Genomic DNA, 19,721 nt, shown 5'->3' with positions numbered 1-19,721 from the left:
TGTGTCTCGTGGTTCAGGCTTGTGCGGGGCAGGGTGGGGCGGCGGCGCGCCGGGGCCACAGGCCCAGGGGCAGGAGTCCGGCGGCCAGCAGCATCAGCAGGCCGGTGTGCTGCTGGTCGTCGATCAGGTAGGCATTGCAGTAGCGCAGCTCGGCGTCGAGCATCAGCAGGCCGCCGACGGCCAGCATCCAGGCCACGTTGCCGATCAGGAAGGCCTGCATGACCGTGCCGGCCGCCACGCGGTGCACGGCCAGCAGCACGCCACCCAGGGGCAGCGCGACCAGCTTGGCGGCCTCCAGGGCCGGCTCGGCCAGCACCGCGTCGATCACCCGCGGCAGCATGGCCAGGCTGGCCAGGGTCAGCAGCAGCAGCGCGCTGTTCAGGCCCTGGGGGTTCCAGGGCGCGAGCGCGCGGGCCAGGCCATGGCGGGCGGGCCAGGCGATCAGCAGGCCGGCCGCCAGCAGGGCCGGCAGCTGCAGGCCCAGGTGCAGGCTCATGCGCGCGCTGAGCAGCTCGCGCATCAGCGGATGCAGCAGCAGGCCCAGCAGGGCCAGGCCGGCCGCCGGACAGGCCAGGCGCTTCATGCCGCAGCGGGCCGCGCCAGGCGGCTGGCCTGGAGCAGGGCTTTGTCGGCGCGGTTGAGCGGCAGGATGGCGCGCAGCCTGGCCTGGGCGTCGACCAGGTGGAAGGCGGCGTTGTGCTCGAACTCGCCGCCCGGCAGCGGCAGCAGCTGCAGGCCGACGGTGCGCAGCAGGGGCTGCAGCGCCGCCGCGTTCTCGGGCACGGCCAGGCGCCAGCCGGGGCCGCTGAAGCCGAAGCGCCGGGCATGCCGGGCCAGCACGGGCGGCCGGTCTTCCAGCGGGTCGAAGCTGATGAGCAGCAGCTGCACCGGCCCGGCCCAGCCGCTGGCCTGCAGGCTGCGCTGCATGCCGCGCAACTGCGTGCTCAGTACGCTGCACAGGCTGCGGCAGCGGGTGTAGAGGAAGGCCAGGATCCAGGCCGAGCCGCTGGCCTGCACGGTCTGCACCAGCTCGAAGTCGGAGCCCGCGTGGTCGCGCAGCGCCAGGCGCGGCAGCGCAGGCGGCCGCTGCGCGACCGCCCAAGCCCGCGCGCCCTCGGCGGTGAAGACGCGCAGGCCCTCGGTGGCCGCCCACAGGCTGCCGCCGCAGGCGCCGAGCGTCAGCGCGGTTGCGCAGAGCCCGCGCCGGTTCACAGGCCCAGCTCCGCCTTCAGGCCGGCCTCGCCCTCATAGGGCGCGCTGCGCTCGGCCGTGGCTTCGCGCTCGGCCTTCACCCGCTCGGGCTGGACCGGCCCGGCGCTGTTGCCCCACTGGCTGCGCAGATGGCTCATCAGCGCGGCCAGCTCGGCGTCGCTCAGGCTCTTGAAGCTGGGCATCGCGCCCTTGTAGACAGTGCCCAGCACGCTCAGCTCGCCGCTGATGCCGTGCAGCAGGATGCGGGCGAGCACCTTGGGGTCGCCGATCACCCATTCGGAATTCACCAGGGGCGGAAACACCCCCGGCACGCCGGCCCCGCTGGCCTGATGGCAAGCGGCGCACTTGGCACCGAACAGTCCGGCGCCATCCACCTTGGCGGCGCCGGACGGGTCCTCGGCCTTGGGCATCAGGGCCTCGAGGCTGCGCTGGTCACCGAGCAGGCTGTCGCCGCCCGAGGGGGTCTCGACGATGTAGTAGGCCCCCCACATCACCATGGCGCCGATGAACATCGGCAGGAACCAGGGCAGCGGCCGGTCGGCCTCGTCGGGGTCGACCTGCTCGCGGGTGTGGGCCGAGCTGGCGCGGAAGGGCCATTTCATCGGGCACCTCCTGCGGCAGCTTGCGATTCGGCGGCCGAAGCCGCCGGAGCGGGCCGCGGCACCACCGGATAGGTCCGGTCCAGGGCCAGCAGGTAGGCCACCAGGTCCAGCGCCTCGGGCGTGGCCACCACCTTGGACGCGCCGGGCGCGAAGGCCGGCGGCAGGTTCAGCACCACATCGTCCGGCGCCACTTCCTCGGGCCGCTTCAGGCGGAAGAGGAAGGGGTAGGCCGGCATGATCGAGCCGTCCACGTAGGCGCGTGGCTGGTAGAGGTGGCCGAGCTGCCAGTCGCGGCTGGGCTGGCGGGCGCCGATGTTCATCAGGTCCGGGCCGGTGCGCATGGTGCCGAGCAGGTGCGGGCTGTCGTAGTAGTAGTCCAGCGCCACCGAAGGCCGGCCCCAGCCGCGCGCCACGTCCGGGCCGAGGCCCGGATCGCGCGGCTGCTGCGAATGGCAGTAGACGCAGCCGTTGGCGATGTATTGCTGGCGGCCGCGCAGCTCCTGCAGCGTGTAGGGCTTGAGGCCGGTGCCCACCGGGTGGGCCTTGTCGGTCAGCAGCCAGGGCACGATGACCATCAGCGAGGTGGCGCCGGCCAGGATGGCCATGGCGCCGGCAGCGAGCCGAAGCTCGGTCAGTGAGCCTTTCATGCCTTCACTCCTTGCAGCTTGCCGGTCCAGCGCAGATCGGCCAGGGCCGCCGCGCCGATCCGGCGCGGGCCGAAGCGCAGCACCATCGCGGCGAAGTGCCCGGCGAAGACGAGATGGCCCAGCGTCATCAGGCCGCCGCCCAGGCTGCGGGCCTTCAGGTAGGGCAGGGTCACGGCCACCGAGTCCATGAAGGGCCGGGCCGCATCGAGCATGGCCACGCCCTGCAGCCAGCCGCCGATGGAAAGCCAGACCGCATAGATGCCGAAGCCGATCGTGACCAGCCAGAAATGCAGCTCGATCAGGCGCGGGAAGGGCCACTCCCAGCCGGTGATGCGCGGCATCACGAAATAGATCGCGCCGAACATCACGAAGCTGAAGAAGCCGTAGAGCCCGATGTGCGCATGCGCGACCGTGTAGTGCGTGAAGTGCGTCACCGCATTCACGCTGCGCAGGCTCTCCAGCGAGCCCTGCACCGAGGCCAGGGTGTAGAGCATGGTGCCCAGCACGATGAAGCGCAGCGTGGGCGAATGGCGCAGGGCCTGGAAGTTGCCCCAGACCGTCATGTGCTGGTTGACCGCCACCGCGAGCACCGGGATCACCATCATCATGCTCTGCACGATGCTCATCGTGACGAACCAGCTCGGCACCGGCCCGCCGATCAGGTGATGGCCGCCGACCTGGCTGTAGAAGAAGGCCAGGCCCCAGAAGCCGATCAGCGAGAGGTTGTAGGAGTGGATCGGCTTGCCCACCACCTTGGGGATGAAGTAATAGGCCGCGGCCAGGCCCAGCGGCGTGAACCACAGGCCCAGCGCGTTGTGGCCGTACCACCAGTTCATCGTCGCCTGCTGCACGCCCACATGCAGGCCGGGGATGTTGGCCACCGCGAACAGCACGGGGAACCACAGCAGCCCGGCGGCCAGGTACCAGACCGAGACATACAGGTGATGCACCTTGCGCTGCAGCAGCGTCAGCGCCAGCGGCACGCCCATCAGGCCGCCGCCGAGGAAGAGCAGGATGTCGACCGGCCAGGGGAATTCCAGCCACTCCATGCCGTCGGACCAACCGGCCAGCAGGGCCGCCACGCCCAGCGTGACGCCGGCATGCCAGAGGCCTGCGCCCCACAGCGCGTAGCGCGCCCCGACCAGCCGCGTCTTCAGCAGCCGCGGGATCAGCCACAGCGCGATGCCGACGCCGGCGAAGGAACACCAGCCGTAGCCGACGATGTTCAGGTGCGCCGGCCGGATGCGGCCGAAGGTCAGCCAGGCCTGCGAGACCAGCCAGTCCGGCAGATGCAGCTTCAGCGAAGCCAGCAGGCCGAAGACCGAGCCCCAGACCAGCCAGACCATGGCCAGCGTCAGGCAGACCAGGGCCGGGGTGGCGCTGGAGCGGTCGGCATCGAGGCGTGTGGCCAGCTCCTCGGCATCGGCCGCGGCGGGCGCCGCGCCCATCGCATCCTGCAGGCGGCGCCGGCCCAGGGCATCGAGGGCCGGATCCTCGACGTGGCCGCGCTCACCGGGCGCGAAGATCGTGCCGGCGCCGGTTTCACCGGAGCCGAAGAAACCGCGCGACATCGACCAGACGAAGATCATCAGCGCGGACAGGGAGACCAGGAAGGTCAGCAGCAGGAGGACGACGGCCTGATCCATCAGGGGGTCCTCCGGGCGGGTGGGTTCAGCAAGGGCATGGGAAGGCAGGGACAAAAGCGGGGCGGGGCCGGACGCAGTCGTCCGGCCGGGCAGGGCGGCGGGGGAGCCCAGGCTCATCCCGCGAGCCTGGGCGAGAGAAGGCTCAGGCGACCGGCGGACCGCGTCCCGGCGGATGCCACAGGCGCCGCAGCGCCCGGTCCGGCACCGGCGCCTGCCAGGGCATCGCGTGCGCCGCCGGGGCCGCGATCGGCACCGGCATGTCGGCCCGCAGCAGCGGCAGGCGGTGAAAGAGCTTGCAGTAGCCGCAGGCCTCGCCCTCGGGTCCGGCCCGGTCCGCGGGGCGGGCCTCGCCCGCCGCCGGGCTGTGGCAGACCTCCGCCCATGGCGTGCCGGCCGCGCGCTGCGGCGGCGCCAGCAGGCGCGAGACCAGCGGGGCAATCGCCGCCGCCCACAGCAGCAGCATCGCCAGGGCGAGCGCCAGCCCGCGCCGAACGCGGTACGCGCGGCCTCGCACAGGCGAAAGGGCGGCCCGGGGATTCATGGTTTCAGCGGCCCGGTACGCCGAAGTGATGCGGCGACAGCTCCGCCGGCCGGGCCCAGTCGGGCGAGGCCTCGCCGCCCATCGGCGCGCGCGTCGCCGCGGCGACGTCTGCGGCCGGCGGTGGCGCGGCCCGCGCCCCGGAGGCCGCAGCGGCCAGGCGCGGCCGGGCCGGCACGGCCTCGAAGGGCGCCGCCGCCTGGCCCAGGGTCCAGGCCATCAGGCCGATGAAGAGGGCGGCGCCGAGGTTGGCCACGGCCAGCAGCAGCCAGCCCCAGCCGGCGTGGCGGGGTTTCACGGGCTTGGCCATCGGCCTCAGTGCCCTGCGTGCCCGGCATGCGGATCGGCCGGGGCGGCGCCCTCGGCCGCCTCCACCCAGACCTCGACCTGCACGCTGCCCGCCCGGGCAAAGCGCAGGGTCAGCGGGAAGCGTTCGCCGGCCCGCAGCGGCTGCTTCAGGCCGATCAGCATCAGGTGGTGGCCGGCTTCGCCGTCGCGCAGGCGCACGCTGCCCTGGGCGGGCACCACCAGGCGCTCCACCTGGCGCATCTGCATGCGGTCCTGGTTCAGGCGCATTGCGTGGATCTCGACCGACTCGGCGCGCGGCGTGCTGCCGCCGAGCAGCTCGTCGTCCTGCTCGCCGTTGTTGTGGATGGCCTTCAGGTAGACGGCGCCGGTGCGCAGCCCGCCCGGGGTCGGTCGGGCGTAGGGATGGGCCAGGCGCAGGCTGCCGACGCGGGCGTCGTGGGCCTGCACGGCCGGCGGCAGGTTGCCCAGCAGGGGCAGCAGCAGCCCCGTGCTCAGCAGCCGGCGGCGCCCGAGGGCGAAACGATGGGACATGGTGCGATTCCGTTCAGGGGTGGGAAGCCGCAGGGCCCTGCGGTCCAGGATGACCGTGCTGCTGCGGCTGTGGGGGATGCGGGTGCGGCGGGGCTGCATGCGGATCGGCCGCATGGCCCTCAGCCGATGCCGGGCTGGCGACCGCGCCCGCGTGATGCGCGGCCAGCGCGGCGCCCTGCACCAGGGTCGGGAAGCGGTCGAGCTCGGCGCTCAGCCGGGGCGAGAGCTGGCGTTCGGCGGTCGTCATCCGCCGGGCCAGGGCCCGCGCCTCGGCAGCGTCCATGCCGGCGGCCTGCAGCACGGCCGGATCGCGCAGGGCGCGGCCGGCGCAGGCCACGAGGGTCCAGCCCGCGGGATCGCGCCGCAGCAGGGCCCGGCCGCCCCGGCCGTCCTGGCGCCAGCCGACCAGGCCCCAGCGGCCGGCCGCCAGCACCGGGTCGAGCTGCATCGGGCGGTCCGGCTGCTCGAAGCTGGCGCGAAGCACCTGGGTCAGCGCGGCCGGGCTTGGGGTCTCGGCCCGGAGGGGCAGGGCGGCGCCGAGCCACAGGGCCAGCGCGCTGCCGCCTCCCAGCAAGGCGTGGCGGACGGACGAAGGGATGCGAGCGTGCATGGGCAGCTTCGGGGGGGGGGGGGAGAGGCATGGGGACGCGATCTGCGCCCCCGGGTCCGGCAGCGGCCGCGCCCCTTCGGGCGCTGCCGTCACCGATCGGGCCGGTGCCGCGGGCTCAGCCCGCCCGGTGCGGCGGGGTGCCTGGGCCCAGCTCGGCCTGGCGCAGGCCGGGGGCTTCCACCGGCCAGGCCGTGGTCGGCGGCCGGCTGACATGGGCCAGGCTGGCGGCGACCAGCTGGACCAGCAGGGCCAGGCACAGGCCGTGGTGGGCCCAGGCCAGGCGGCGCATCAGGGGCTGCAGCAGGTCCGCCGTGGCGCGGGCGCGCAGGCCGACGGTTTGCCAGGATGGCGTGCCCGGGGCCGCGCCGGAGGATGCGCCGGCAGCGGCCGGCGAGGAGAAGTCATGCATGGGAACTCCCGGGGGCGGCCGCTCGGACCGACCGGTGGTCGACGGACCCGCCGCGGCCAAAGGCCGGGCAGGACGCTTGCGTCAGGCCAGGGGAGTCGTGGGGGGGGCGTGGGCCGGCGGCTGCTGCCAGTGCGGCGGGCCGCGCGGGCTGGCGCCCTCGAGCCAGGATGCCGGCGCATGGGCCGGCAGGGCCAGGGCGGGCAGGCTGGGGCCGGCCTCGGCCGGCGGCAGGGCCGGCAGGTCACGCTGCAGATGGCAGAGCGCACAGGCCTCGCCATGGCCGGCCAGCGGATGGCCGGGCGCTTCGGACGGTGCCTGGGGGCTGCGGCACACGGAGGACTGCGCCCACAGCGGCACCCCGTCCCAGGCCTGCATCGCCCGCGAGATCGCGGGCGCCAGGCTCGCCAACAGCAGCAGCGCCAGCAGCAGGCTGGCGGCGCGGGGCCGGGGCGACTTGGGGTGAACCATGAGGAGAAAGTGTAGCCAGCCCGTGGAACGCGGCCGCCGCACTCAGCCTTTGAGCCTGCCCCGCCGCCGGCCGGGCCTGGGCTTGCTGCCGCCGGCGCCAGGGAGGGGGTGTCCGAAAAACCGGACAGGCCACCGGTTTCGGCGCGCTTCAGTCTGGAGCGTCGCCCGGCCCGGGGCCGTGAGGACCCGGGCCTGCGCGTGGGCCGGCTTCGCCCTATGCTGCGCAGCCTCGTCCTGCCTGCGGTCGCCTCCTGCGATCGCCTGCGGTCCTGCCGATCGTCATCCTGCCCCGCCGCCATGCGCTACCACGCCTACACCGCCACCAACGACCTCGACAGCCTGAGCCTGCACGAGGCGCCCACCCCCGAGCCCGGCCCCGGCCAGGTGCGGGTGCGGATGGGGGCGGCCAGCCTCAATTACCGCGATCTGCTGATCGTCACCGGCCGCTACCCGGGCATGGTCTCCAAGGGCCTGATCCCGGGTTCGGACGGCGCCGGCACGGTCGAGGCCGTCGGCCCCGGCGTCAGCCGCTGGCAGGTCGGTGACCGCGTGACCGGCACCTTCTTCGAAACCTGGCTGGGCGGCCCGATGGTGCCGGCCCACTTCGAGCACTCGCTCGGCGGCACCGCGCCCGGCGTCTTCACCGAGCAGCGCCTCTTCCCGGCCGAGGCCCTGGTGGCCACGCCTGCCCACCTCAGCGACGAGGAAGCGGCCACCCTGCCCTGCGCCGCGCTGACCGCCTGGAATGCGCTGTTCGAAGGCCCGGTGCCGCTCAAGCCCGGCGACACCGTGCTGGTGCTCGGCACCGGCGGCGTGTCGATGTTCGCGCTGCAGTTCGCCAAGGCCGCGGGCGCCGAAGTCATCCTCACCTCGTCGAGCGATGCCAAGCTCGAGCGTGGCCGCGCGCTGGGCGCCGACCACCTCATCAACTACGCGAAGCAGCCCGACTGGGACCAGGCCGTGCTGGCGGCCACCGGCGGCCGCGGTGTCGACCATGTGGTGGAAGTCGGCGGCCCCGGCACCTTGCAGCGCTCGATCAGCGCGGCCCGCCATGGCGGCCAGGTCCACCTGATCGGCGTGCTGACCGGCGGCACCCTGGAGCCGCTGCCCATCCTGTTCAAGACGGTCACCGTGCGCGGCGTCTTCGTCGGTTCGCGGACCATGTTCGAGGCCATGAACCGCCTGATCACCCAGCGCGGCCTCAAGCCGGTGATCGACCGCGTCTTCCCCTTCGCCGAAGCCCGGGACGCGCTCAAGCACCAGATCGGCGCCAGCCATTTCGGCAAGCTGGTGGTGAAGATCGGCTGAGCGTCCTCGGCCCATGCCCCCGCCGGTCCGGCTTCCGATGCGCCTGCCGCGGCTCGACGCGCTGCGCGGTTTCGCGCTGCTGTGGATGATCGCCTTCCACTTCGCCTTCGACCTGGCCCACCTGCGCCTGATCGAGGCGGACTTCTACCGCGACCCGGTCTGGACCGGGCAGCGCATCGCCATCCTCAGCCTCTTCCTGCTCTGCGCCGGCCTGGGCCAGGCCGCCGCGCGGGCCCAGGGCCAGCCGGCGGCCCGCTTCGCCCGGCGCTGGCTGCAGATCGCCGGGGCGGCGCTGCTGGTCTCGGCCGGGTCCTGGCTGATGTTCGGCCCGCGCTACATCCACTTCGGCGTGCTGCACGGCATGGCCCTGATGCTGCCGCTGGCGCGCTGGGCTGCGCCGCTCGGCCACGGCCTGCTGCCGCTGGCGGCGCTGGCCGTGGTGCTGCCGCTGCTCTGGACCGGTCCCGACCTGGCCGGCCGCGCGCTCGACTGGCTGGGCCTGATGGCGCGCAAGCCCGCCACCGAAGACCATGTGCCCCTGCTGCCCTGGCTGGGTCCCATGCTGCTGGGCCTGTGGCTGGGCCAGTGCCTGCTGGCCCGGGCGGCCCGCTGCGGCCGGCCCGGCCTGCTGGGCGGCCCCCTGCCCGCCGCGCTGCAGCCCCTGGCCCGCCTGGGCCGCTGGAGCCTGAGCGTCTACCTGCTGCACCAGCCGCTGCTGATGGGCGGGCTGATGGCGGGGCTGGCGCTCACGCGCGGAAGCTCCGGGTCATGAAAAAAGCGCCCCGCGGGGCGCTTGTGGGACAGCCCGGAACCCTCGGGGTCCCGACGGCAGGTGCTTACTGCGCGCCGCTGAACTTGTAGTCGGTCTTGGCCTTCAGGCGCAGGTCCTCGCGGAACTTGGCCAGCTTCTGCTGGGTGAGCTGCTGGACGATCTGGCCCTTGACCTCCTCGACCGGCGGCAGCTGCGCCTCGCGGGTGTCCTCGAGCAGGATCACGTGCCAGCCGAAGGAGCTCTGCACCGGGGCCTCGGTCAGCTGGCCCTTCTGCAGCGCGGCCATGGCCTTGCCGAATTCGGGCACGAAGCTGCTGGGGCTGGCCCAGCCGAGGTCGCCGCCCTGGGGCGCCGAGCCGCTGTCCTTGCTGCTGGCCTTGGCGACCTCGGTGAAGGCGGCACCGCCCTTGATCTTGGCGATCAGGGCCTTGGCCTCGTCTTCGCTGTCGACCAGGATGTGGCGGGCCCGGAACTCCTTGTCGCCCGCCTGGGCCTTGGCCTTGTTGTACTCGGCCAGCACCTCGGCGTCGCTGACCGGGCTCTTCTTCTGGAAGTCGGTGATCAGCTCGCGGATCAGGATGCTCTGGCGGGCCAGTTCCATCTGTTCCTTGTAGACCGGGCTCTGCACCAGGCCGCGGCGCTCCGCTTCCTGGGTCAGGATCTCGCGCAGCACGGCCTCGTCGCGGACCTGCTGCTCCAGCTCGGGCGTGCGCTGCTGCTGGCCGTTGCGCAGCACCTGGGTCATCAGCGATTCGACGCGGGCCTTGGGCACCGGCTTGCCGTTGACGAGGGTCAGGTTCTGGGCCTCCGCGGCCAGCGGCGCCAGCAGGGCGAGGGACAGGCTCGACAGGGCCGCCAGGCGGGCCGGAAGGGTGAAGGTGTTCATGGAGACTGCCGCACGGCGGCGAAGGGGGGAGGAACGAAGGGAGGGCAGGGGAGCCCCGGAGTTCCGAGGCCTGGGCCGGAGACCCCGTCGTGCAAGGGCGCCGACAGGGTCGACCGGCCTACCGCGACGCCTCGTCAGGCGTCAGGGTTTCGAGGGCCAGCGCATGGATGCCACGCGGCATCCACCGGCTCAAACGATCATACACAAGGCGATGTCGGGCCAGCCGGGGCAGGCCGAGGAAGGCAGGACTCACGATCCGCACATGGAAATGCCGTCCCTCGCGTGCGCCGGCATGGCCGGCATGGAGGTGGCTGTCGTCGCGCACGGCCAGGGCCTGCACGGGCAGGCCCTCGCGCAGGCAGGCTTCGACGGCGGCGGCGTCGGGGGCGTCCACGGGGCAGGCTGGGCTCACGGCTGTTCCGGCGTCTCGGCCTGCTTGATGTGCTTGCCGAGGTAGATCGCCTGCGCGACCGTGAAGGCGATCATCAGCCCCATGCTGCCGAAGAGCTTGAAGTTCACCCAGGCGTCGGTCGAGAAGCTGTAGGCCACGTAGAGGTTGGCCAGGCCCATGAAGGCGAAGAAGGCGATCCACATCAGGTTCAGCTTGCGCCAGACCTGGGCCGGCAGCTGCATCTGCTCGCCCATCACCGACTGCAGCAGGTTCCTGCGCCAGATGGCGTGGCTCAGCCAGAAGACCAGGCCCATCACCCAGTAGAGGACGCTGGGCTTCCACTTGATGAAGGTCTCGTTCTGGAACCAGACCGTCGCGCCACCGAAGACCGTGACCAGCACCAGGCTGATCCAGAGCATCTTGTCGACCTTCCGGCGCAGGGCCAGCAGCACGACGATCTGCAGCAGCGTGGCCAGCATCACCACCAGCGTGGCCAGCAGCACCGGCGCTTGCGCGGCGGCCACCACCCCGCCGGACACGAAGGGCCCGAAATGCTCGGTGGCGAAGGCGGCTGCCGCGTCCGGGCGGCCCTCCGCGACCTTGAAGACCGCGAAGAACAGGACGATGGGCAGGAAGTCGAGGAGGAGTTTCATCGCGCGTCGGGTGGAGCCCCCGGGGCGGCCCCGGGGGGCGACGGACCGTTTCAGTCGCGGGGCGTGAAGTCTAGCGAGGCCGAGTTGATGCAGTAGCGCAGCCCGGTGGGCGCCGGCCCGTCCTCGAAGACATGGCCCAGATGGCTGTCGCAGACCCGGCAGCGCACCTCGGTGCGCACCATGCCGTGGCTGCGGTCCACCCGCTCCTCGATCACCTCGGCCTGCAGGGGCTGGCTGTAGCTGGGCCAGCCGCAGCCGGCGTCGAACTTGGTGGCGGCATCGAACAGCGGGGTGCCGCAGCCGATGCAGCGGTACTGGCCGTCTTCCCAGTGGTCCCAGTAGACGCCGGTGAAGGCGCGTTCCGTGCCGGCCTGGCGCGTGACCGCGTACTGCAGGCGGTCGAGCTGGGCCCGCCATTCGGCATCGGTCTTGACGACCTTGGGCAGGGGCGCCGGGACGGCGTCGGGGGGCGGGGGGGTGTCGTCGCTCATGAGGAACAGCTCACTTCCAGGGGCGGGAGGTCGGCGGGCGGCGGCTCGGCGTAGTGCGCCAGGGCGGCAGCGGGTTCGTCGTAGGGACGGGTCAGAACTTGCGCCAGGCGCTGCAATTCGTCGAGCCCGCCGCGCTCGGCCTCGGCAATCGCGGCCTGGGCCAGGTGGTTGCGCAGCACGATGGCGGGGTTCACGGCCCGCATGCGGGCGGCGCGTTCGGCGTCCACGCTGCCCTCGGCCTGCAGCCGCGCGCGGTAGCGGGCCAGCCAGGCGTCGGCCCGCGGGCGGTCGATCACGTGGTCGCGCAGCCAGCGCTCGCCCGCGGGGTCGGCCGGGTCGGTGCCCTCACCGGGCTGGCTGCGCAGGCGGGCCAGGCGGCGCCAGCTCTGGGTGTGGTCCAGGCGCTCGGCGGCGAGCAGGGCGAGCCAGTCGTCGGCCAGGGCGGCGTCCTCGGGCTGCGTCGTCCGCAGGCCCAGCTTGGCGCGCAGGCGGTGCAGCAGGGCGGTGGGGAAGGTCTGGCGGTAGGTCTCGATCGCGTCGAGCAGGCCCTCGACGGCCGCCTCGCGCTCGGCCTCGCGGGCCGAGGGGCCGCCGCCCACCAGCGGCAGCAGCGCGGTCGCCAGGGCCTGCAGGTTCCAGCCGGCGATGCTCGGCTGGCGCGCGAAGGCGTAGCGGCCCTGGTGGTCGGAGTGGTTGCAGATGTGGCCGGGGTCGAAGCGGTCGAGAAAGCCGTAGGGGCCGTAGTCCAGCGTCAGGCCCAGCAGGCTCATGTTGTCGCTGTTCATCACCCCGTGGCAGAAGCCCACGGCCTGCCAGTCGGCCAGCAGCTCGGCGGTGCGGCGGCTGACCTCCGCCAGCATGGCCAGCACCGGCTGCCCGGCCTCCTGCGCGGCGGGGAAGAAGCGGCGGATCGTCCAGTCCGCCAGCTCGGCCAGCTCGGCATGGTGGCCGTGGTGGCAGAAGTGCTCGAAGTGGCCGAAGCGCAGGAAGCTGGGCGCCACCCGGGTGACGATGGCCGCCGTCTCCAGCGTTTCGCGCCGCACGGGCAGCGCGCTGCCGACCAGGGCCAGGGCGCGCGTCGTCGGGATGCCCAGGGCGTGCAGGGCCTCGCTGGCCAGGTATTCGCGGATCGAGGAGCGCAGCACCGCGCGGCCGTCGCCGCGGCGCGAATAGGGCGTCGGCCCCGCGCCTTTGAGCTGGATCTCCTGCGGGCCGGCGGCCGTGGCCACCTCGCCGAGCAGCAGGGCGCGGCCATCGCCGAGCTGCCCGGCCCAGGCGCCGAACTGGTGGCCGCTGTAGACGGTCGCCTGCGGCGGCGTCTGCGGCCGCCAGGCATTGCCGGCCAGCAGCTCCAGCAGGCCGGGCGCCTCCGGGCCGTGCAGGTCCAGGCCCAGTTCCGCCGCCAGCGGCGCATTGCGCAGCAGCCAGCGGGCCGGGCCGACCGGGTGGGGCGCCACCGGCGCCGCGAAAGCCGGGCCCAGCCCGGCGTAGGCCGCCGCCTGCCAGGGCGGGCGGGGCGGGGGGACGGCCGCGGCGGGCTCGGGCAGGGTCGAGAGGGCCATGGGCCAAGTATCGGGCTTGGCCCCTTCCGCCCCGTCCCCACGGTCTTGGTGGGGCGGGTGGCTCAGGGGCGCCAGGGCTGCCAGGGCCGCTGGCCCAGACGCAGGCGCAGGTCCTCGTGGATGTCTTCCGACCAGGCCAGCAGCGCCCGGCCCTCGGCCATCGGCGGCGGCCGGGCCACCACCGCTTCGGCCCAGCGCTCGCGCCACAGCGCATCCGGCAGGCCCAGCACCCAGTTCCCCAGCCAGCGCTGCCGCTGCATCACCTGCCCGGGCGTGGCGTCATCGTCCTGGCGCTGCGCCCAGGCATGCAGCGCGGTCCAGGCCACGCGGCCCCGGGCCTGCGGGTCGAGGGCGTCCGCATCCAGGCCCGAGCGGGGGTAGCCGAAGCGGTCGAAGCATTCCGGGAAGGCGGCCTCCACCGCCAGCCGCACCCAGTCCGGCACGGGCGGGGCCGGGTCCGGCGCGGCGTTGATCCGGGGCAGCGCCGGCAGCTCGTGGTCCCGGGCGAAGCCGGGCCACCAGCGGTCCAGCGTCTCCAGCGGGACGATCTCCACCGGCCACCCGGCGGCCGGCCCGCTCGCCGGCAGCATGCGGTGCGGCGTGGCGCGGGTCAGCAGGTTGTGGCCCTGCAGCAGATCCCCCAGCAGATCGGCGTCCGCCACCTCGTCCCGCAGGCGATGGCGCCAGACCGGGTCGTGCCGGCGCAGGAAGCGCACGAAGCTCCAGGCCCGCGCCACCGGGTGGCGCACGATGGCAAAGCGGCGGTAGTCCCGCCAGGCCTGCGGGCAGTGCCGGGCCAGCAGCTCCGCCCCCCAGTGCTGCATCGCGTGCTGGTCCGGCGGCAGGCCGCCCAGCGCCCGCTCCACTGACAGCCCGCCGCACTTGGGGATGTGGACGAAGACCAGCCCCCGTGCGTGGTCGATCACCTCAGCCCTTCGGCAGCCCCGGGCCCGAAGCCACCCAGTACTCCACCGGCAGCGTCTTCGTGGGCGACTTCGTCGGGCCGCTGGTCCGCGCGCCGGCCTTCTCGCCCGCGCCGGGGTGCACCTTCAGCAGGTGGTCGACGATGTCCTCGCGCTTCAGCGGGCCGGCACCGCAGAGGGAGCATCGAAAGGTCTGGCTCATGGGGAAGGTCTCCAAAAGGTCGGCCGCAGGCTAAGGGCGGCCGGCTGCGGGCTTCAATCCCGGGCTTGCCCGGCTTGCCCGGCTTGTCGGCCCGGCTTGCGGGCCGGCTTGCGGGCCGGCCCGGGGCGGCGGCCCGCCCTTCGGCGACACTCGACGCCCCGTGGTTGCGGCCCCCGTGCCGAGGCCGCAACCTTTCCCCTGACCCGCCCCAGGCCTGCCGGCTGCGGCCCCCAAGCGCATGTCCCCCGCCCGACTCGACAAGCTCACCTGGCACCTGATCTTCGTGGGCATCACGCTCGTCATCCTGGGCTTCTACCTGGACGCGGGCCTGCCCACGGCCAGCCTGGGCCTGAAGATCGCCGGCGCCGTGCTGGCGGCCGTGGGCTTCGTGATGATCGGCGTGCGCGCCCAGCCCGCCCCGGGCCCCAAGACCCCTGGAGACCGTTCGTGATCGATCACATCGTCCTTTGGCGCCTGAAGGAGCCGGCCGACGCGCCGCGCTTCAAGGCCATCCTCGACACCTGTGCCCAGCTCGTGCCGGGCATCCTGCGCTTCGAAGTCTCGATCCGCGAGGAGGGTCTGGAGGCCAATGCCGACGTGGTGCTCGTCTCGCGCTTCGCCGACGAGGCCGCCCTGGCCGCCTACCAGCAGCACCCCGAGCACCAGAAGGTGCTGCAGCAACTCGGCCCCCTGCGCGTCGAGCGCCACGTGCTCGACGCCCGCGTGCCGGCCTGATCCCCCGCATGCGCCCCGCGCCCGCACCGGCTGCGACCGGCCCGCGCGGCGCGCCGCCCCCGGAGCGCCGGCCGCGCCCCGCGCGGCGGCTGGCCGCGCTGATGCTGGCTGCCGTCCTGCTGCCGGCGGCCCGGCCGGCCGCGGCCATCGAGCCGCCGCGCCTCGCCACCGAGGCCCGCAGCGCCCCCCAGCTCGACTGGGCGGCCATCGAGCACCCCGAGGCCCTGCGTCGCCGCTGCGACCAGGGCGTGCAGGCCCTGGACCGTGAGCGCCAGGCCCTGGTCCGCCGGGTGGCGTCCGGCGAGGCCTCGCCGCTGGCCGGCTATGGCGCCATCACCGAGGGCCACGAAGACCGCCTCCTGCCGCTGGCCTTCCTGGGCCGCGTCCATCCGCAGGACGCCATGCGCCAGGCCGCGCGTGCCTGCGAGCTGCGCCAGCAGGCCGCCCTGCAGCGCCTGCACCAGCAGACCCGGCTGCTCGAGGCGCTGCGCGCCCTGGCCCCCACCGACCCGGTCGAGCAGCGCCTGCGCCAGCTGCTGATCCGGCGTTTCGAGCGGGCCGGCGCCGGCCTGCCGCCGGTCGAGCGCGACCACGCCATGGCCCTGCAGCAGGCCCTGGGTGCCGAGATCCAGGCCTTCGAGCGCGCGCTCAGCGACGACCGCCGCGTGCTCGCCTTCGAGCCGGAGGCCCTGGCCGGCCTGCCCGCCGCCAGCCTGGCCGAGCTGCCGCGCGACGCGCGTGGCCGCTACAGCCTGGGCTTCGACGCCGTCACCGCCGACACCCTGCTGCGCCTGGCCCGCCGCCCCGCCACCCGCGAGCGCTACTGGCGCGCCTGGCTGCGCCAGGGTGGCGAGGCCAATCTGCGCCGCCTCGCCCGCATCGTCGAGCTGCGCCGCGAGCACGCCGCCCTGTTCGGCGCCGCCAGCCCGGCCGAGCTGGAACTGCGCGAGCGCATGGCCGGCGACCCGGCCACCGCCGCCGCCTTCCTCGACCGCCTGGAGGCCCAGATCGCGCCCCTGCAGGCCGCCGAGCTGGCCGAGCTTCAGGCCCTGCTGGATGCCGACCCCGATGCCCCGCCCGGCCGCCGCCTGCAGCGCTGGGACCAGGCCCACTACCTGGAGCGCCTGCGCCAGGCCCGCCACCCGCACGACCCCGAAGCCCTGCGCCGCCACCTGCCGCCGCAGGCCGCGGTCGACCTCGTCATGGCCCTGGCCCAGCGCAGCTTCGGCCTGCGCTTCGAACGCCTGCCCGCCACCCTCTGGCACCCCAGCGCCCAGCGCTGGCGCCTGCTGGACGCACAGGACGGCCGCGTGATCGGCGAGCTGCTGCTCGACCTGCACCCCCGCCCCGGCAAATACGGCCACTTCGCCGTCTTCCCGCTGCGCGGCGCCGCACCGGGCCGCCAGCCCCTGGCGGCGCTGGTCGGCAACTTCGACCGCGAGGGCCTCAGCCTCGTCGAGCTGGAAACCCTGCTGCACGAGTTCGGCCATGCCCTGCACGTGCTGCTGGCCCGGCCGCGCCACGTCGATGCGGCGGCGCTGCAGCAGCCGCTGGACTTCGTCGAAGTGCCGTCCCAGCTGCTGGAGGGCTGGATCGACGACCCCCGCCTGCTCGCGCTGCTGCCCGGCGTCTGCCCGCGCTGCGTGCCGATGCCGCCCGAGCTGGCGCAGGCCGCGCTGGCCGCGCGCCGCGTGGGCCGCGCGCTGCACGTGGGCCGCCAGCTGCTGTTCGCGCGCTACGACCTGCAGCTGCACGGGCCGGACGGCCTGCGCAGCCCGGCCCCGCTCGCCCTGTGGCGCCGGCTGGAAGCCGCCAGCCCGCTCGGCCACGTGCCCGGCAGCCTCTTCCCGGCCAGCTTCGACCACATCGTCGGCGAGTACGCCGCCGGCTACTACGGCTACCTGTGGGCCCAGGTCATCGCCGCCGACCTGCGCACCGCCTTCGCGCCCGATCTCTTCGATCCGGCCACCGGCCGGCGCTGGCGCGAACGCGTGCTGGAGGCCGGCAACGAGCGGCCACCCGAAGCGCTGATCCAGGCCTTCCTCGGCCGCTCCGTGCGCGAAGACGCCTTCCGCCGCTGGCTGCAGGGCCGCTGAGCCCTGCCATCCGGACGCGGCCTCCGCCCCGGCCGGCCCGCGCCGGGGCCCGCGCCGGGGCCCGCGCCGACAATCCCGGGCATGACTGCGCCTTCCCCGTCCCCCGCGGCCGTGCACCTGGTCGGCGGCGGCCCCGCCGGCCTGATGGCGGCTGAAACCCTGGCCGCCGCCGGCCGGCCCGTGGTGCTGCACGACGCCATGCCCAGCGTCGGCCGCAAATTCCTGCTGGCCGGCAAGGGCGGCCTGAACCTGACGCACAGCGAGCCCCGCCCCGGCTTCGACACCCGCTACGGCGAAGCCGCCGCCGCCCTGGCCCCCTGGCTGGACGCCTTCCCCCCGCAAGCCCTGTGCGACTGGGCCGCCGGCCTGGGCGTGGACACCTTCGTCGGCAGCTCGGGCCGCGTCTTCCCGGCCGAAATGAAGGCTGCGCCCCTGCTGCGCGCCTGGGTGCAGCGGCTGCGGCAGCAGGGCGTCGTCTTCCGCATGCGCGAGCGCTGGCTGGGCTTCGAGCGGCCCGCGCCTGCCCCTTCAAGCGATGCGGCCGAGCCGGCCCAGGCCCCGCCGCCACTGCGCCTGCGCTTCGCCGGGCCGCAGGGCGAAAGCACCGTGCCCGCCGCCGCCTGCCTGCTGGCCCTGGGCGGCGCCAGCTGGTCGCGCCTGGGCTCGGACGGCGCCTGGGTGGCGCCGCTGGCGCAAGCCGGCGTGCCCATCGCGCCGCTGCGGCCGGCCAATGTCGGCTTCCATGTCGGCTGGGCCGGGCAGGCAGCGGGCTGGAGCGCGCCGCTGCGCGCCCGCCAGGCCGGCGCGCCCCTCAAGCCCGTGCGCCTGCGCATGGTGGGGCCGGACGGCACCGTCTTCGACCGCGCCGGTGAGTTCGTGCTCAGCGACTACGGCGTCGAAGGCAGCCTGATCTACGCCGCCGGCGCCGCCCTCCGCGAGCAGATCGCCGCCACCGGCGCCTGCACCGTCCACCTGGACTTGCTGCCCGCCTTCAGCCTGGACAAGGTGCGCGCCGACATCGCCCACCCCCGCGGCCCGCGCAGCCTGGCTACCCACCTGAAAAGCCGCCTGGGCCTGGAAGGCGCCAAGGCCGCGCTGCTGCAGGAAGTGCTGCACCGCGGCCTGCCCGACACCCCCGAGCAGCGCCCCGACCCGGCCGATGCCGCCGCCCTGGCCACCCTGCTCAAGGCCTGGCCGCTGCGCCTGGTGGCCCCCCGGCCGATCGACGAAGCCATCAGCACCGCCGGCGGCGTCAGGCTGGACACCCTGAGCCCCGGCCTGATGCTGCCCCCCGGCCCCGCCCTGCCGGCCGGCGTCTTCGTGGCCGGCGAAATGCTGGACTGGGAAGCCCCCACCGGCGGCTACCTGCTGCAAGCCTGCTTTGCCAGCGGCCGGTACGCCGCCCAGGGCCTGCTGCGCTGGCTGCATCACACGGGCGCCTGAGGCGCCCCGGCCCCCGCCCTGCGCGTGGTCCAATCCCGCCCTGCCTTCGAACGACGCTGACGCGATGAGCCTGACCGACGCCCCGACCCCCGCCTGCTCGGCCCCCACCGCCGCCACCGCCCGCCCGGTCACCCTGCACCGCCCGCAGGCCGCCGGCACCCCCCACGCCAGCCAGCCCGGCCGCTGGCCCGTCGAGGCGGTGGAAGCCCTCTTCGAACTGCCTTTCAACGACCTGCTCTGGCGCGCCCAGCAGGTCCACCGCGAGCACTTCGACGCCAACGCCGTCCAGCGCTCCACCCTGCTGTCCATCAAGACCGGCGGCTGCCCCGAAGACTGCGGCTACTGCCCCCAGGCCGCCCGCTATGACACCGGCGTGGAAGCCACCAAGCTCATGTCCGTCGAGCAAGTGCGCGCCGCCGCCCAGGCCGCCAAGGACGTGGGCGCCACCCGCTTCTGCATGGGCGCCGCCTGGCGCGAGCCCAAGGACCGCGACATCGAGAAAGTCAGCGAACTCATCCGCGAGGTGAAAAGCCTCGGCCTGGAAGCCTGCTGCACCCTGGGCATGCTGACCGAACCGCAGGCCCACGCCCTGAAGGACGCCGGCCTGGATTACTACAACCACAACCTCGACACCGCCCCCGAGGCCTACGGCCGCATCATCACCACCCGCGACCAGGCCGAACGCCTGGCCACCCTGGCGCGGGTGCGCGATGCCGGCATGAATGTGTGCTGCGGCGGCATCGTCGGCATGGGCGAATCCCGCCGCGAACGCGCCGGCCTCATCGCCGAACTGGCCAATCTCGACCCCCAGCCCGAATCCGTGCCCATCAACGAACTGGTGCAAGTGGAAGGCACCCCCCTGGCCGGCACCGAGAAACTCGACCCGCTGGAATTCGTCCGCACGATCGCCGTGGCCCGCATCACGATGCCCAAGGCCTATGTGCGCCTCTCCGCCGGCCGCCAGCAAATGGACGACGCCACCCAGGCCCTGTGCTTCCTGGCTGGCGCCAATTCCGTTTTCTACGGGGAAACGCTGCTGACCACGGGGAACCCTGAGGTGGCGCGGGATGAGGCGCTGTTTGCGCGGCTGGGTTTGCGCGCCGAAAGCGCCTGAGCCCGTGCAATGCCTGCGAGACGCAGGCGGGATGAAGCAAAAACGCCGCGGCCTGTGCCGCGGCGTTTTTGCTTTGGGGGGGTGATCGCCGGGAGGCGCATGCACCCGGGCCCGAGGGTGTGCCGCTGCCGTGCTGCCGTTGGGCCGCCTAGCGCGCCGTTGCAAGCCCTCGC

The 19,721-nt window shown here is 74.1% G+C and carries 25 protein-coding genes; 7 read left to right on the top strand and 18 right to left on the bottom strand.

Annotation, left to right across the window (positions count from 1 at the left end):
• Nucleotides 1-13: 13 nt before the first annotated feature.
• The 11 genes from H4F90_RS07430 to H4F90_RS07380 form a co-directional block, all read right to left on the bottom strand.
• Nucleotides 14-583: a hypothetical protein gene (locus tag H4F90_RS07430; protein WP_182662873.1), complete on the bottom strand. Its 570-nt coding sequence runs from the start codon at nucleotides 581-583 to the stop codon at nucleotides 14-16.
• On the bottom strand, nucleotides 580-1,212 hold the full coding sequence (locus tag H4F90_RS15555) for an SCO family protein (RefSeq protein WP_182662872.1): 633 nt from the start codon (nucleotides 1,210-1,212) through the stop codon (nucleotides 580-582). Before H4F90_RS15555 ends, H4F90_RS07430 begins: the two co-directional genes overlap by 4 nt.
• The gene (locus H4F90_RS07420; protein ID WP_182662870.1) at nucleotides 1,209-1,814 is read right to left on the bottom strand and encodes a c-type cytochrome; all 606 of its coding nucleotides are present in this window, start codon (nucleotides 1,812-1,814) and stop codon (nucleotides 1,209-1,211) included. Before H4F90_RS07420 ends, H4F90_RS15555 begins: the two co-directional genes overlap by 4 nt.
• Nucleotides 1,811-2,461, bottom strand: a complete 651-nt coding sequence (locus H4F90_RS07415) for a cbb3-type cytochrome c oxidase subunit II (protein WP_182662868.1) — start codon at nucleotides 2,459-2,461, stop codon at nucleotides 1,811-1,813. The genes H4F90_RS07420 and H4F90_RS07415 overlap by 4 nt, the downstream gene beginning before the upstream one ends.
• Nucleotides 2,458-4,107, bottom strand: coding sequence for a cbb3-type cytochrome c oxidase subunit I (locus tag H4F90_RS07410; RefSeq protein WP_182662866.1), 1,650 nt, complete (start codon nucleotides 4,105-4,107; stop codon nucleotides 2,458-2,460). Before H4F90_RS07410 ends, H4F90_RS07415 begins: the two co-directional genes overlap by 4 nt.
• A gap of 142 nt (nucleotides 4,108-4,249) precedes the next feature.
• Nucleotides 4,250-4,570, bottom strand: a complete 321-nt coding sequence (locus H4F90_RS07405; protein ID WP_182662864.1) for a DUF2946 family protein — start codon at nucleotides 4,568-4,570, stop codon at nucleotides 4,250-4,252.
• Nucleotides 4,571-4,652: 82 nt separating this feature from the next.
• Entirely contained in the window at nucleotides 4,653-4,943 is a 291-nt protein-coding gene (locus tag H4F90_RS07400; protein ID WP_182662862.1) for a hypothetical protein, read from the bottom strand.
• A 17-nt stretch (nucleotides 4,944-4,960) separates the two neighbouring features.
• The gene (locus tag H4F90_RS07395) at nucleotides 4,961-5,485 is read right to left on the bottom strand and encodes a copper chaperone PCu(A)C (RefSeq protein ID WP_182662860.1); all 525 of its coding nucleotides are present in this window, start codon (nucleotides 5,483-5,485) and stop codon (nucleotides 4,961-4,963) included.
• Between the two features lie 13 nt (nucleotides 5,486-5,498).
• Nucleotides 5,499-6,095, bottom strand: a complete 597-nt coding sequence (locus H4F90_RS07390; protein WP_182662857.1) for a copper uptake system-associated protein — start codon at nucleotides 6,093-6,095, stop codon at nucleotides 5,499-5,501.
• Nucleotides 6,096-6,210: 115 nt separating this feature from the next.
• Nucleotides 6,211-6,504, bottom strand: coding sequence for a hypothetical protein (locus H4F90_RS07385; protein ID WP_182662855.1), 294 nt, complete (start codon nucleotides 6,502-6,504; stop codon nucleotides 6,211-6,213).
• A gap of 81 nt (nucleotides 6,505-6,585) precedes the next feature.
• Nucleotides 6,586-6,972, bottom strand: coding sequence for a DUF2946 family protein (locus tag H4F90_RS07380; protein ID WP_182662853.1), 387 nt, complete (start codon nucleotides 6,970-6,972; stop codon nucleotides 6,586-6,588).
• Nucleotides 6,973-7,269: 297 nt separating this feature from the next.
• Between H4F90_RS07380 and H4F90_RS07375 the strand changes: the two genes are divergently transcribed.
• Nucleotides 7,270-8,280: a zinc-dependent alcohol dehydrogenase family protein gene (locus H4F90_RS07375; RefSeq protein WP_182662851.1), complete on the top strand. Its 1,011-nt coding sequence runs from the start codon at nucleotides 7,270-7,272 to the stop codon at nucleotides 8,278-8,280.
• A 13-nt stretch (nucleotides 8,281-8,293) separates the two neighbouring features.
• Complete coding sequence (locus H4F90_RS07370) at nucleotides 8,294-9,052, top strand: DUF1624 domain-containing protein (RefSeq protein ID WP_182662849.1); 759 nt, start codon at nucleotides 8,294-8,296, stop codon at nucleotides 9,050-9,052.
• Between the two features lie 64 nt (nucleotides 9,053-9,116).
• Here H4F90_RS07370 and H4F90_RS07365 read toward each other — a convergent pair whose 3' ends face one another.
• The 7 genes from H4F90_RS07365 to H4F90_RS15550 form a co-directional block, all read right to left on the bottom strand.
• Complete coding sequence (locus H4F90_RS07365) at nucleotides 9,117-9,938, bottom strand: peptidylprolyl isomerase (protein WP_182662847.1); 822 nt, start codon at nucleotides 9,936-9,938, stop codon at nucleotides 9,117-9,119.
• 118 nt (nucleotides 9,939-10,056) lie between these two features.
• Complete coding sequence (locus H4F90_RS07360) at nucleotides 10,057-10,332, bottom strand: BolA family protein (protein ID WP_328700847.1); 276 nt, start codon at nucleotides 10,330-10,332, stop codon at nucleotides 10,057-10,059.
• 14 nt (nucleotides 10,333-10,346) lie between these two features.
• On the bottom strand, nucleotides 10,347-10,982 hold the full coding sequence (locus H4F90_RS07355) for a septation protein A (protein WP_182662842.1): 636 nt from the start codon (nucleotides 10,980-10,982) through the stop codon (nucleotides 10,347-10,349).
• 50 nt (nucleotides 10,983-11,032) lie between these two features.
• Nucleotides 11,033-11,473, bottom strand: a complete 441-nt coding sequence (gene msrB, locus H4F90_RS07350; protein ID WP_182662840.1) for a peptide-methionine (R)-S-oxide reductase MsrB — start codon at nucleotides 11,471-11,473, stop codon at nucleotides 11,033-11,035.
• Nucleotides 11,470-13,035: a protein adenylyltransferase SelO gene (locus H4F90_RS07345; RefSeq protein WP_182662838.1), complete on the bottom strand. Its 1,566-nt coding sequence runs from the start codon at nucleotides 13,033-13,035 to the stop codon at nucleotides 11,470-11,472. Before H4F90_RS07345 ends, msrB begins: the two co-directional genes overlap by 4 nt.
• A gap of 62 nt (nucleotides 13,036-13,097) precedes the next feature.
• Nucleotides 13,098-13,961, bottom strand: coding sequence for a hypothetical protein (locus H4F90_RS07340; RefSeq protein ID WP_182662836.1), 864 nt, complete (start codon nucleotides 13,959-13,961; stop codon nucleotides 13,098-13,100).
• A 1-nt stretch (nucleotide 13,962) separates the two neighbouring features.
• A complete protein-coding gene (locus tag H4F90_RS15550; RefSeq protein ID WP_182662835.1) occupies nucleotides 13,963-14,160 on the bottom strand; it encodes a hypothetical protein in 198 nt (65 codons plus the stop codon).
• A gap of 238 nt (nucleotides 14,161-14,398) precedes the next feature.
• On the opposite strand from H4F90_RS15550, the gene H4F90_RS15545 reads away from it, so the two are divergent.
• The 5 genes from H4F90_RS15545 to bioB all read left to right on the top strand — a co-directional run bounded on the left by H4F90_RS15545 (nucleotide 14,399) and on the right by bioB (nucleotide 19,548).
• Entirely contained in the window at nucleotides 14,399-14,611 is a 213-nt protein-coding gene (locus H4F90_RS15545; RefSeq protein WP_182662833.1) for a hypothetical protein, read from the top strand.
• Complete coding sequence (locus tag H4F90_RS15540) at nucleotides 14,608-14,895, top strand: Dabb family protein (RefSeq protein WP_182662831.1); 288 nt, start codon at nucleotides 14,608-14,610, stop codon at nucleotides 14,893-14,895. The genes H4F90_RS15545 and H4F90_RS15540 overlap by 4 nt, the downstream gene beginning before the upstream one ends.
• A gap of 8 nt (nucleotides 14,896-14,903) precedes the next feature.
• Entirely contained in the window at nucleotides 14,904-16,991 is a 2,088-nt protein-coding gene (locus H4F90_RS07320) for a M3 family metallopeptidase (protein ID WP_182662829.1), read from the top strand.
• Nucleotides 16,992-17,072: 81 nt separating this feature from the next.
• Nucleotides 17,073-18,434, top strand: a complete 1,362-nt coding sequence (locus tag H4F90_RS07315; protein WP_182662827.1) for a BaiN/RdsA family NAD(P)/FAD-dependent oxidoreductase — start codon at nucleotides 17,073-17,075, stop codon at nucleotides 18,432-18,434.
• A 64-nt stretch (nucleotides 18,435-18,498) separates the two neighbouring features.
• Nucleotides 18,499-19,548, top strand: coding sequence for a biotin synthase BioB (bioB, locus tag H4F90_RS07310; RefSeq protein WP_182662825.1), 1,050 nt, complete (start codon nucleotides 18,499-18,501; stop codon nucleotides 19,546-19,548).
• The last annotated feature ends 173 nt before the right edge of the window (nucleotides 19,549-19,721 follow it).

Origin of the sequence: Aquariibacter albus, assembly GCF_014145335.1 — a bacterium.
Classification (GTDB): domain Bacteria; phylum Pseudomonadota; class Gammaproteobacteria; order Burkholderiales; family Burkholderiaceae_C; genus Aquariibacter; species Aquariibacter albus.
The sequence above is the reverse complement of the archived record's forward strand: the minus strand, read 5'-3'. Positions and strand labels throughout refer to the sequence as shown.

Bases quoted from the DNA above. Each gene is read 5' to 3' on its own strand.
- H4F90_RS07430 (WP_182662873.1), bottom strand. From the start codon at position 583: ATGAAGCGCCTGGCCTGTCCGGCGGCCGGCCTGGCCCTGCTGGGCCTG.
- H4F90_RS07420 (WP_182662870.1), bottom strand. From the start codon at position 1,814: ATGAAATGGCCCTTCCGCGCCAGCTCGGCCCACACCCGCGAGCAGGTC.
- H4F90_RS07415 (WP_182662868.1), bottom strand. From the start codon at position 2,461: ATGAAAGGCTCACTGACCGAGCTTCGGCTCGCTGCCGGCGCCATGGCC.
- H4F90_RS07410 (WP_182662866.1), bottom strand. From the start codon at position 4,107: ATGGATCAGGCCGTCGTCCTCCTGCTGCTGACCTTCCTGGTCTCCCTG.
- H4F90_RS07405 (WP_182662864.1), bottom strand. From the start codon at position 4,570: ATGCTGCTGCTGTGGGCGGCGGCGATTGCCCCGCTGGTCTCGCGCCTG.
- H4F90_RS07395 (WP_182662860.1), bottom strand. From the start codon at position 5,485: ATGTCCCATCGTTTCGCCCTCGGGCGCCGCCGGCTGCTGAGCACGGGG.
- H4F90_RS07390 (WP_182662857.1), bottom strand. From the start codon at position 6,095: ATGCACGCTCGCATCCCTTCGTCCGTCCGCCACGCCTTGCTGGGAGGC.
- H4F90_RS07385 (WP_182662855.1), bottom strand. From the start codon at position 6,504: ATGCATGACTTCTCCTCGCCGGCCGCTGCCGGCGCATCCTCCGGCGCG.
- H4F90_RS07380 (WP_182662853.1), bottom strand. From the start codon at position 6,972: ATGGTTCACCCCAAGTCGCCCCGGCCCCGCGCCGCCAGCCTGCTGCTG.
- H4F90_RS07375 (WP_182662851.1), top strand. From the start codon at position 7,270: ATGCGCTACCACGCCTACACCGCCACCAACGACCTCGACAGCCTGAGC.
- H4F90_RS07370 (WP_182662849.1), top strand. From the start codon at position 8,294: ATGCCCCCGCCGGTCCGGCTTCCGATGCGCCTGCCGCGGCTCGACGCG.
- H4F90_RS07365 (WP_182662847.1), bottom strand. From the start codon at position 9,938: ATGAACACCTTCACCCTTCCGGCCCGCCTGGCGGCCCTGTCGAGCCTG.
- H4F90_RS07355 (WP_182662842.1), bottom strand. From the start codon at position 10,982: ATGAAACTCCTCCTCGACTTCCTGCCCATCGTCCTGTTCTTCGCGGTC.
- msrB (WP_182662840.1), bottom strand. From the start codon at position 11,473: ATGAGCGACGACACCCCCCCGCCCCCCGACGCCGTCCCGGCGCCCCTG.
- H4F90_RS07345 (WP_182662838.1), bottom strand. From the start codon at position 13,035: ATGGCCCTCTCGACCCTGCCCGAGCCCGCCGCGGCCGTCCCCCCGCCC.
- H4F90_RS15550 (WP_182662835.1), bottom strand. From the start codon at position 14,160: ATGAGCCAGACCTTTCGATGCTCCCTCTGCGGTGCCGGCCCGCTGAAG.
- H4F90_RS15545 (WP_182662833.1), top strand. From the start codon at position 14,399: ATGTCCCCCGCCCGACTCGACAAGCTCACCTGGCACCTGATCTTCGTG.
- H4F90_RS07320 (WP_182662829.1), top strand. From the start codon at position 14,904: ATGCGCCCCGCGCCCGCACCGGCTGCGACCGGCCCGCGCGGCGCGCCG.
- H4F90_RS07315 (WP_182662827.1), top strand. From the start codon at position 17,073: ATGACTGCGCCTTCCCCGTCCCCCGCGGCCGTGCACCTGGTCGGCGGC.
- bioB (WP_182662825.1), top strand. From the start codon at position 18,499: ATGAGCCTGACCGACGCCCCGACCCCCGCCTGCTCGGCCCCCACCGCC.